The 11,203-nt window shown below is 36.2% G+C and carries 11 protein-coding genes; 8 read left to right on the forward strand and 3 right to left on the reverse strand.

Features of this window, described 5'->3' with window-relative positions:
• Nucleotides 1-21: 21 nt before the first annotated feature.
• A complete protein-coding gene (locus tag ACE38V_RS05115) occupies nucleotides 22-1,158 on the forward strand; it encodes a GerAB/ArcD/ProY family transporter (RefSeq protein ID WP_375840110.1) in 1,137 nt (378 codons plus the stop codon).
• 244 nt (nucleotides 1,159-1,402) lie between these two features.
• Here the strand turns inward: ACE38V_RS05115 and ACE38V_RS05120 are convergent, their stop codons facing one another.
• Nucleotides 1,403-2,032, reverse strand: a complete 630-nt coding sequence (locus tag ACE38V_RS05120; protein WP_375840111.1) for a LysE family transporter — start codon at nucleotides 2,030-2,032, stop codon at nucleotides 1,403-1,405.
• A 211-nt stretch (nucleotides 2,033-2,243) separates the two neighbouring features.
• Between ACE38V_RS05120 and copZ the strand changes: the two genes are divergently transcribed.
• Nucleotides 2,244-2,450: a copper chaperone CopZ gene (gene copZ, locus ACE38V_RS05125; protein ID WP_375840112.1), complete on the forward strand. Its 207-nt coding sequence runs from the start codon at nucleotides 2,244-2,246 to the stop codon at nucleotides 2,448-2,450.
• A gap of 41 nt (nucleotides 2,451-2,491) precedes the next feature.
• Here the strand turns inward: copZ and bcaP are convergent, their stop codons facing one another.
• Both bcaP and ACE38V_RS05135 read right to left on the reverse strand, forming a co-directional pair.
• Nucleotides 2,492-3,886 carry a branched-chain amino acid transporter BcaP gene (gene bcaP, locus ACE38V_RS05130; RefSeq protein WP_375840113.1) on the reverse strand — a complete coding sequence of 465 codons (1,395 nt, stop codon included), beginning with the start codon at nucleotides 3,884-3,886 and terminating at the stop codon, nucleotides 2,492-2,494.
• 317 nt (nucleotides 3,887-4,203) lie between these two features.
• Nucleotides 4,204-5,025, reverse strand: a complete 822-nt coding sequence (locus ACE38V_RS05135) for a methyl-accepting chemotaxis protein (RefSeq protein WP_375840114.1) — start codon at nucleotides 5,023-5,025, stop codon at nucleotides 4,204-4,206.
• A gap of 278 nt (nucleotides 5,026-5,303) precedes the next feature.
• Here ACE38V_RS05135 and ACE38V_RS05140 point away from each other — a divergent pair, with 278 nt between their 5' ends.
• The 6 genes from ACE38V_RS05140 to ACE38V_RS05165 all read left to right on the forward strand — a co-directional run bounded on the left by ACE38V_RS05140 (nucleotide 5,304) and on the right by ACE38V_RS05165 (nucleotide 10,866).
• Nucleotides 5,304-7,067 (forward strand): SulP family inorganic anion transporter, encoded by a 1,764-nt coding sequence (locus ACE38V_RS05140; RefSeq protein WP_375840115.1) that lies wholly within the window; start codon nucleotides 5,304-5,306, stop codon nucleotides 7,065-7,067.
• A gap of 15 nt (nucleotides 7,068-7,082) precedes the next feature.
• Nucleotides 7,083-7,424, forward strand: a complete 342-nt coding sequence (locus ACE38V_RS05145) for an ArsR/SmtB family transcription factor (protein WP_375840116.1) — start codon at nucleotides 7,083-7,085, stop codon at nucleotides 7,422-7,424.
• A 154-nt stretch (nucleotides 7,425-7,578) separates the two neighbouring features.
• Entirely contained in the window at nucleotides 7,579-8,208 is a 630-nt protein-coding gene (locus ACE38V_RS05150; protein ID WP_375840117.1) for a YitT family protein, read from the forward strand.
• Between the two features lie 421 nt (nucleotides 8,209-8,629).
• A complete protein-coding gene (locus ACE38V_RS05155; protein ID WP_375840118.1) occupies nucleotides 8,630-9,571 on the forward strand; it encodes a DNA-binding transcriptional repressor DeoR in 942 nt (313 codons plus the stop codon).
• Between the two features lie 169 nt (nucleotides 9,572-9,740).
• On the forward strand, nucleotides 9,741-10,412 hold the full coding sequence (gene deoC / locus ACE38V_RS05160; RefSeq protein WP_375840119.1) for a deoxyribose-phosphate aldolase: 672 nt from the start codon (nucleotides 9,741-9,743) through the stop codon (nucleotides 10,410-10,412).
• A gap of 55 nt (nucleotides 10,413-10,467) precedes the next feature.
• Nucleotides 10,468-10,866: a cytidine deaminase gene (locus ACE38V_RS05165; RefSeq protein ID WP_375840120.1), complete on the forward strand. Its 399-nt coding sequence runs from the start codon at nucleotides 10,468-10,470 to the stop codon at nucleotides 10,864-10,866.
• Nucleotides 10,867-11,203: the final 337 nt, after the last annotated feature.

Consider the following 11,203-nt stretch of genomic DNA (forward strand, 5'->3'; position numbering starts at 1 on the left):
AAGAGGAAAGTGGTGCGCATAATGGAAAAGGCTAAAATTGATGGATATCAGTTGTTTGTTCTCGTTGTTTTATTTGAAATGGGCAGTGCCATTGTGGTTAGCCTTGGATCCAGTGCACGGCAGGATGCATGGATTGCCATATTATTAGGATTAAGTGGCGGCATATTTTTATTTCACATTACTTATCAACTCTATAAGTATTATCCCGATCTTCCGTTAACAGGTTATGCTCAAAAAATTGCTGGAAAAGTCGTCGGACGGTTTATTGGATTTCTTTATATTATTTATTTTATTTATGGCGCTTCAAGGGTTTTACGTGATTTTGGAGAATTGTTAACCTCCACAATTTACTCTCACACCCCTTTATTAATTATCAATAGCTTGATGATTCTGACCATTATTTATACCGTTATAAAAGGGATTGAGGTGCTGGCTAGAGTGGGGGAACTCTTTTTTATTGTTGTTTATATTTTAGCTATATTGGGGATGCTTCTTATTATTTTTTCAAAATTAATTCAAGTTGATCATTTGCGGCCCATACTTGAAAATGGATGGAAGCCCGTATTCAAAGTTTTTTTGGGTGAAACTCTAACTTTTCCCTTTGGAGAAATGATTATTTTTTCGATGATTCTCCCAAATTTGAATAAACCAGATAATGCTAAAAAAATATGTCTATCTGCGATGATTTTAAGTGGAATCAATATTACGATCACATCGATGATCAATATAGCTTGTTTAGGAGTAGACTTATTCATGCGTTCTCCCTTCCCATTATTAAATACGGTAAGTCGTATAGAAATTGCCAATTTTATTGAAAGACTAGATGTGCTATTTATGCTTTATTTGATTATTGGGGGATTCTTTAAAGTAACAATCTTTTTTTACGGGGCTGTTATTGGGGCTTCTGATATTTTTGGCTTTAAAAATTATCGGGTATTAAGCTTACCTATTGGGCTACTGGTCCTTTTTGCTTCTATGATGATTGCCTCGAATTTTTCCGAGCATATCAAAGAGGGATTGCAAATTGTTCCTAAATATTTGCACTGGCCTTTTCAAATAATCATTCCTACTTTGTTATTACTTGTCGCGTTTATAAAGAAAAAACGGAAGAAATATAACCAAAGGCAACCATCTGAAACGAAGAATATTAATGGATAGGCAATAAAATGAATTGCCAATTTTTAATTGGAGTAAAGGATTAAATCAGTAATTCGCTAGTTTTAAGGACCATCAATGATGATAAGCCATTTAGGATAAGGTCAGCTAGGCTTTTCAATCAGCTGACGATCCATGAGTGTTTGATCGATAGAAGTGTATTTTTTTTATCAAGAGGCTGATGAAAGGGACAAATCGATAACGTGCTCTGGTCATCTCTTAATCATGAGCAAACTGGAGTTTGAATTTAGTGGAAAAACAGTAGCTTAACAGCTTCATATCCGAAATAGATGCCAAAGCCAATCATCGATAATCCCGATAAAATGGAAATCATCGCCAATAGCTTTGAGGTGAGTAGTCTTCGAAAGCTTGAGGATAAGGCAGCCATTGATATATCCCAAGTTAATATTCCAATAAAAATCGCACTGCTATACATCAAAAGTTCTTCTTTCGCATAGCTAGATGCCGTTTTTGCAAGGACCGAGCCATAAATTCCTAACCAGAAAAGAATCGTTAATGGATTAGATAAGGACATGAGAAAACCTGAAAGGAAGGACCTCCATTTCGAATCATTCTTATTTCGACTGTTTGAAATAATTTTTCCGGCGCTTAGCAGGCTCTCAATGCCTGTGTAAACTAAGACAAAAAAACCAAATAACCATAAAAACGTTTTGACAATTGGAGTTTCGAGAAATTGAACAACCCCTAAATACACGGTTAGCATGTAGACGGCGTCAGCAAGTGTGGCTCCAAGCCCTAATACCCAAGCATGCATGAAGCCCTGTTTAATCCCTTTATCGAGCTGTGCTGCGTTTATAGGTCCAATAGGCGCTGCCAGGGATAGTCCCAAAAATATGTAACTAAAAAATATACTCATAACCTCACTCCATCAAGAAACATCTAGGCTTGTACCATACTATTCAGGGAAAAGGAATTGTACGACATAAAAATGAAATTATTTCTTAATAAATGGATGAGGTATTTAAAAACGAAAATGTATCTTTTGTGAAGAAAAAACATAATGCTTTACATACCCTATAGAGGTATGGTAAATATAAAGAAGATTCGAATGAAATGGAGGACTAGCTATGGATAACATCTTATTAAAGGTAAGTGGAATGTCTTGTGGACATTGCGTAAAGGCAGTTGAAGGAAGTGTTGGTGCTCTAAGTGGAGTAGAAAAGGTTACTGTAAGTTTGGAAAAAGGGGAAGTTCAAGTAGAATTCAATCCAGAAGCTGTGAGTATTGAGAAGATTAAAGAAACTATTGATGATCAAGGCTATGATGTAGCATAAAAAATGAACGCCAGAATTATTTCTGGCGTTCATTTTTTTGCTTAATCTGTAATGGAAGTATGTTCTTTATATAGATTGCTGTGCTTGTAACCATAGGAGAAATAGATAATTAATCCGATGACTAACCAAATGAGGAATCCCTTCCAAGTAAAAGCCTGGAGCTGACACATCAAATACACACAGAAAATGATTGCTAAAGCTGGAATAACTGGGACCCATGGAGTTTTAAATCCCCGTTTTAACTCTGGTTTTGTTTTTCTTAATACAGCAACACCAAGGGATACAGTCGAGAATGCAAATAATGTCCCGATATTAGTTAATTCTGCTAATTTATCAAGTGGAACGAAACCAGCAAAGCAAGCAACGATTGCCCCTGTTACCCAAGTACTGATAACAGGAACACGGGTTTTGGGATGTACCTTTGATAGTGATTTTGGCAAGAGTCCATCTCTTGAGATAGCATAAAAGAGGCGAGTTTGTCCAAACATCATTACGATAAGAACGGTTGTGATTCCAACAATCGCACCAAGAGAGATAAATCCTGCTGCCCAATCTTGATGAATGAATTGAAGGGCAAATGCAACTGGATCTTTCACTCCAAGTTTTTCAAATGGAACAAGACCTGTAAGTATTAATGAAACGATAATATACAGAATTGTGCAAATAGTCAGAGCAGAAATAATTCCTATTGGTAAATCTCTCTGTGGATTTTTCACTTCTTCTGCTGCTGTAGATACGGCATCAAATCCAAAATAGGCAAAGACTACAACTGCGGCTCCTGATACGACGCCTGAAAATCCCATTGGCATAAATGGTTTCCAATTTGTTGGTTCCACATACCAAACACCAACAACAATAAAAAGAACAACGACAGAGAGCTTGATAAATACCATCCAATTATTAAATTTGGTAGATTCTTTTATCCCCCTTGAGAGAATAAAGGTAATAAATAGAATAATCAGCACTGCTGGTAAATCAAAATAGGTTCCTTTAGCGGGATCAAATGCACTCGAGATGGCGTGGGGTAAATGGATGCCAAATCCAGATAATAATCCTTGGAAATAACCTGACCAACCACTCGCTACGGCAGAAGAGGCAAGACCGTACTCTAGGATTAAATCCCAGCCTAAAATCCATGCGATAATTTCTCCAAAGGCAATATAACTATAGGTATAGGCACTTCCTGCCTCAGGAATCATGGAGGCAAATTCTGAATAACATAAAGCAGCAAATGTACATGCAAGTCCTGCAATTATAAATGAAATGATGAGTGCTGGCCCCGCATAGTTTGCAGCAGCTACACCAGTTAGGACGAAAATTCCTGTTCCAATTATTGCACCTACACCAAGCATGGTTAGGTCAAATGCCCCTAATACCTTATTCAAACCACTTTGCTTTTGGTTTGGGATAAAGGGTTTCTTTCTAAATAAAATCATCTTAATCCTCCTATGAAAATATTGTTGCAATTTGTCGAATGATAACTTTTGTTATTTTACTAGGATAATGTTTATTTGTAAAGCAAATTCTGAATATTTAACATTTTTCATGGGTAAGTTTTATTTTTATTTACAAAATATCCAAAAAAATGGGTAGATTACTATTATGAGAAAAACTTCAAAATATGGGATTTGGGTATCGATGGAGTGAGAAAAATGATGAATTAGTCGTTAAATAAAGAGGGAAATAATGGTAAAAAGAGTGAAAAATGTTGGAATTTACCAAAATAGAATTTTTCACTCATATAAAATCAGTATTAATTTAAATTTGCTCTGTTGCTAAGTTCTGACGCAATATGGACAAGCTGCTCAAAGGAGGAATGAAACTCTTCGATCATAGCGGATTGTTCTTCCGTTTGTGAGGATAAGTCATTGATTGTATCGTTCATTTCTTCCAGTTTTTCGATCATTTTTTTCACCTTCGGCTCAATGCCTTCAATAGCTGACTTACTGTTTTCAGCCATTTTTTTGATTTCATTTGCGACGATGGCAAAACCTTTGCCGGCTTCACCGGCCCGAGCTGATTCGATGGAGGCGTTGAGACCAAGAATTCTTGATTTAATCGTTGTATTCTTAATAATTTCTAAAATTTCATTTACATGTTTTACCTCATTTTTGATGGTATCTGATTCTTTTGAAAGGGCATGAAGATCCTGTGCGGTAATATCCGAAACCTTTGTCATTTCTTCGGAAGTGGCCGAAAGTTCCTCGCTAATGGCTGTTAATTCATGTGCCCCCTGACGTAGTGTGTCTAGTTTTTCGTTAGAGATAATAGCAGAGATGACTCCAATGATTTTACCATTTATTTTAATTGGTGTAGCAGTAGAAATATATGCGATACCGAAAAGTTCCGCACCTCTTTCCTCATGGCAAACTTGTCCAGTTTCTAAAGATGTAAAGCTAACGGTCCCTTTAAAATTCTCGATTGGAGCGCCAATTGAAATTTTCAGATCGATTTTTTTGCCAGGAAGATAATTGATGATTTGGGATGTATCGGCAAGTACGAGACAAGCATCACCAGGAAAAATATTTTGGATAATTTGGAGATTCTGACTCAATTCTTCTATCTTATGATTCATTCATATCCCTCCATTTTTCAAAATTATACGTAAAAGACCATATTGATTATAAAGCATATAAAACCTCATTCCTATAATAAGTAAAGGATTTTAATAAAATATGTGAGAAACTTTTTCTTGATTGCTTTATATGTAAAAAGTTGCACTTTTCCTCCTTAGTAAAATGTAAAAATATGAATATTTTTTGAATTTTTTATAGACATACCAATATATAGTGATCTATAATGCTTTGTATATTCAAAAATTCAAAGATACAAAAGTGAAGATGAGGGATTGTTGTGCAAAAGCTGTTTTTTGATAGATTTAGTAGCTACTCGGTTAAAAATTTCCAAAAGGATTTATTTTCTGGTTTAATTGTTGGGGTGATTGCGATTCCACTTGGGATGGCGTTTGCGATTGCTTCAGGAGTTAAACCTGAATATGGAATTTACACTACGATTATCGCGGGAATTTTAATCTCCCTTTTTGGTGGTTCAAGATATCAAATTGGTGGACCTACGGGTGCTTTCATTCCAGTATTATTAGGGATTGTCATGACCTATGGCTATAATAATCTATTAATAGCGGGGATGATGGCTGGTTTCATGCTTTTCCTTATGGGTGTGTTTAAACTTGGATCATTAATTAAATATATTCCAAAACCTGTGACGATTGGCTTTACTTCAGGAATTGCGGTGATTATTTTTACCGGTCAAATTGCAAATTTTTTCGGACTTCAGAATATTGAGAAGCATGAGGAATTCATTAATAATATGCAAGAAATCGTGATTCACTTTGGAACAATAAATGGCTACAGTGTTTTGACGGCCGTCATTAGCTTGAGTATCATCTTGTTTTCTCCAAAACTATTTCCAAAGATTCCTGGACCATTAATTGGTTTAGTTCTTTCTAGTGTGATTGCGGCCGTCTTTTTCCCTGATAAGGTAGCAACAATTGGTTCTACTTATGGAGAGATTTCAAATCAACTTCCAAAATTTCATTTACCTGTGTTTACCTGGGAAGCTATTCATCAATTGATTGGATCGGCATTTGTAATTGCGATGCTCGGAGGGATTGAATCATTACTTTCTGCTGTGGTAGCAGATGGAATGACGGGTACGAAACATAATAGCAATAGGGAGTTAATCGGACAAGGAATTGCTAATATCATAACGCCTTTATTTGGGGGCATACCTGCCACGGGTGCTATTGCAAGAACTGCAACAAATATTAAAAATGGGGCAACATCACCCATTTCTGGAGTTATTCATGGTATAGTGGTGTTAATTGTATTATTACTGCTTGCTCCGCTTGCATCTTCTATTCCACTAGCAAGCATGGCTCCTATTCTGATGGTTGTTGCATGGAATATGAGTGAAATGAAACATTTTGCCCATGTTTTAAAGACAAGAACAACCGATTCAATTGTACTAGTCATTACTTTTTTACTTACTGTGTTTACGGATTTAACCACAGCTGTGGAAGTGGGCTTAGTTCTGGCTGCGATTCTTTTTGTTAAACGGATGAGTGATCTTTTGACGGTCGCAAAGGGACTTCCGGATCCATATAATCAAAATCGCGTCAGCTCGCAGGTAGTCGATTCTGGTAATGACTGTCCGCAGGTTAGTATATTTACAATCGAAGGGGCATTGTTTTTTGGAGCGATCCAAATGTTTGAAAACACCATTATGGGAATCATCAATCATCGTCCAGAGGTTTTAATTTTACGAATGGGAAAGGTTCCGTATATGGATACTTCCGGTGAGTCTAATTTATCTGGGATTGTTCGTGACTTTAAGAAACATGGTGGAAAGGTGATTATGACCGGACTGCAGGAACAGCCTAAAGAGGTGTTAAAACGAACTGGATTATATAATGAAATTGGTGAAGATCAATTTTTTGAGCATACAGGTGAAGCGATTAACTATGCCTTGAAAAATATAAAAGCCCATAAATGTAGAGGCTGCAAGCATTTTGCATTCCAAGAATGCGGCAAATTATCGAATTTACCAGGAGAGGCAGGCAGAATCATTCGAACCAAAAAGGTATTGGTCAAATCTTAAGAACGGAGGGATCGAATGAATTTAGAACTTCAACGATTTAAAGCAGATTTTTTTAAAGCACTGGCCCATCCACTAAGAATTCGGATCCTTGAGCTTTTAGCTGAAGGTGATAAGAATGTGAATGAGCTTCAAATGTTAGTTGGCGATGAAGGATCTGCCGTTTCACAACAGCTGAGTATCCTAAGGAATAAAAACATTGTTTACGGTACAAAGGAAGGAAATCGAGTGACCTATTCACTTAGGGACCCGATGATTATTGAATTGCTCACAATAGCTAGACAAATCTTTAATAACCATTTAATTGATACGGTAACTATGTTAGATAGATTTCAGGAAGATATTGCAAAAAAAAGATAGGGTCCAAAAACATCACAATTTAGAAGATTGTGATGTTTTTTATTTTCCTATTTTGCGTGAAAGTAGAGTATTTTTTTGTCCATGGAAAAATATGATTAGAATATAGATTGTTGAGTTAATTAAAGAAGTTTTGAAGTTTTTTGAGGAATTAGAGGTGAGTGGCATTCTATTAATTATAAAGAATAGTGCGATATTATTTGGAAGCTTATTAATTGGAACAGGGATAAATGGATTTTTGATTCCACATCATTTATTAGACGGGGGAATTGTTGGGATAGCACTTATTCTTCATTATTATTTTCATTGGCAAACGGGGCTAGTGATGTTTATACTGAGTATCCCCCTCATTCTTTATGCATGGTTTCAAGAACGAGGTTATTTTTACAGTAGCTTTCAAGGCTTAATTGTCTCTTCCTTCTTTATCGATTGGCTTGAGCCATTACAGGAGCAGTTTAATCTTCCTATTCTTTTTAGTACGATTATCGGTGCCTCCATTATTGGTGTCGGAGTGGGGTTGATGCTACGATACGAGACAAGCACTGGAGGAACGGATTTACTCGCAAGTATCGTGGCAAAAGCAACATCGATGAATATTGGGGTTCTCATCTTTATGATTGATGGACTTGTTGCCTTATTAGGTTTCAGGGTTTTAGGTATGAGAAGCTTCATATTCTCAACATTTTCCATCGCCATAATAGGGACTATTGCTTCCTTGCTTATGGAGAATGATATTAGAAGTCATCCAATATTCAAATGGCGCATCTCTCCATATTTAAGAAAATAAAAAAATATTAGAATCTGTCAGTTAGTCAGGGATTTATCCCACTCTTAACGGACAGTAAGACTCCCACTTCAAGATTCTGAGGATACGAAGAAGATAAGTGGAAGATCAACTGTCCGTAAAGGTCCGACGACGGACAGGATGTCCTAGTCAGGCGAAAGCCACAGGACATGGCGTTATTGAGCGTGATAAGTGAAATAAGATTTTTCTTTGGGCTTCAGCCCTTAGAAAAATCAATCAGGCTTTGCGTGACTAACCATCAGTGGGGGATGAATGAAAACCCCCACTGATGGAAGTTTCACTTTATCGATGATCATTTGCGAGCTGTATCATGGTGATACAAAACATGTTAAAATATTCTCAAATAATGAGAACGAACGCTGAAAGTTTGGCTAATGTTCTCAGGTTAGTTTAGGTGATAACTTTGGAGGAAGAAAAATTAAAGAAAATAATTGAAGCAGCAAAACTTTATTATCTGCTCGACTATAATCAAAATGAAATTGCCAAAAAATTAGGGGTTTCAAGACCAACGGTTTCAAGATTATTGCAACAAGCTAAAAGAAAAGGAATCGTAAAAATTCAAATTGCGGACCCAACAGAAGATCAAGTCAATCTTGCTCAAAAATTAGAAAAGAAATTCCAGTTGAAAAAGGTTATGATTGCCACAATCCCTCAGTATGAGAACCACATAATCAAAAATTATTTAGGAGAGAAGACAGCGGAATTTTTAGACGAAATCGTCAAGGATAATGACATTATTGGTTTAATATGGGGAACGACGATGTATCATATCGCTATTGAATTAAAGAAGAAATATGTTCAAAACGTGAAGGTTGTTCAATTAAAGGGTGGAATAAGCCATTCGGATAAGAATACATATGCATCTGAAATCCTTTATTTATTTGGGAAGGCATATAATACGACACCTATTCATTTGCCGCTCCCAGCAATTGTGGATCAAGTGCTAGTAAAACAAGCAATGGAAGAGGATCGACATATCCGCAGAATTTTGGAACTTGGCAGAAAGGCGAATATTGCGATTTTTACGACAGGACCCATTAAGAGTGAGTCTCTTTTGTTTCAACTGGGCTATTTTACCGAAATGGACATCAAGCAACTGTATCCAAGAGCCGTTGGTGATATTTGTTCACGATTTTTTGATATAAATGGTGAAATCTGTAATCAAAATTTAAATGATCGGACCCTTGGTATTGAATTGGAAGAATTAAGAAAGAAGGAATATTCCGTTCTTGTTGCGGGTGGCGCCAATAAGATCAATGGGATTTATGGGGCATTAAATGGAAAATATGCAAATGTGTTGATAACGGATCAATTTACAGCTCAGTTCTTGTTAGATAAAGAGTAAACATGCTGCTTCTTAGGAAGTGGCTCTTTTTTTTAATTAAGAATTCTATCATATTTTACATATGTTCAATGCTTTATTTACATATGTTCAAAAAATTGCTATAGTAAAGATGGTAAGAAAAGTTAATAATAATTCACGTTTATACTTTTTTGAAAGGATAGGTATAGAGATGAAGAATTTAGGTAGAATGATTGATCACACATTACTTAAAGCAAATGCAACAAAAACAGAAGTGATGAAATTAATAGAAGAAGCCAAAGAATATTCCTTTGCTTCAGTTTGTGTAAATCCAACATGGGTTAAGCTCGCAGCAGAACAATTAAAAGATACTCCTGATGTAAAGGTATGTACGGTTATTGGCTTTCCACTAGGAGCAACGACATCTGAGGTTAAAGCTTTCGAAACAAAGAATGCAATTGAAAATGGAGCAACTGAGGTTGATATGGTTATCAACATTGGAGCTTTAAAAGATAAGAACTACAATCTAGTGGAACAAGATATTCACGCCGTTGTGGAAGCAGCAAAAGGAAAAGCTTTAACGAAGGTTATTATTGAAACTTGTTTATTAACGGATGAAGAAAAAGCAAAAGCATGTGAATTAGCGGTAAAAGCAGGATCGGATTATGTTAAAACTTCTACTGGTTTTTCAACTGGCGGTGCAACCGCAGAGGATATTGCACTTATGAGAAAAGTGGTTGGACCTGAAATTGGAGTGAAGGCTTCAGGTGGTGTGAGAAGTTTAGAAGATGCAGAAGCAATGGTGAATGCTGGTGCTACAAGAATTGGTGCTAGCTCTGGTATTGCCATCATCAAAGGACAACAATCATCAGAAGCATATTAATAAGTGGCAAAGAGGAGAGCTTCATCATTGATTTGAGAATGGGAGATGAATCACTATGGATATGAAAACACTATTGAATAAAGCAATTGAAGGAAGAAAGCATGCTTACGTACCTTATTCTCATTTCCAAGTAGGCGCAGCTATTCTGACTGATGATGATGAAGTATATGTTGGCTGTAATATAGAAAATGCCTCATATGGACTAGCAAATTGTGCCGAAAGAACGGCCATCTTTAAGGCAGTATCAGATGGACATCGAAAAATCAAGGCGATAGCAGTTGTCGGCGATACAGAAGGTCCCGTGTCCCCATGCGGTGCATGCAGACAAGTGATGGCTGAGTTTTCTACAGAGGATACAAAGATTTTATTAGCAAATTTAAAGGGTGATATGGTGGAAACCACGATTGAAGAATTATTACCCGGATTTTTCTCTTCCAAGGATTTACAAAAATAAATTGGATTGAATACTCTTATTTCAAAAAACCCTAGTCTAAGGCTAGGTTTAAAATGACAATAAAGTTATTTAATTTTTAAAGTTCAAACAGGCATAGCCCCGTTCTAAATTTAGGACGGGGTTAAAAATATAGATGTTTAATTTTTGATGCAAGAGACTTCTCTATACTAAAAAACATAACAATAAAGTCGTTTAAAAATCTAAGTTTTATTATAGTGATAGGTAAGCATTTGAAGTTATCGCCAGCTTTTCCCCCACTTCACACCGTACAAGCGAGTTTCCCAGCATACGGCGTTCCAACTAATCCAATTCATTCAATTTTTATGTGTATGCAAGA

This window comes from Cytobacillus sp. Hz8, assembly GCF_042263505.1.
Lineage (GTDB): Bacteria > Bacillota > Bacilli > Bacillales > Cytobacillaceae > Bacillus_BE.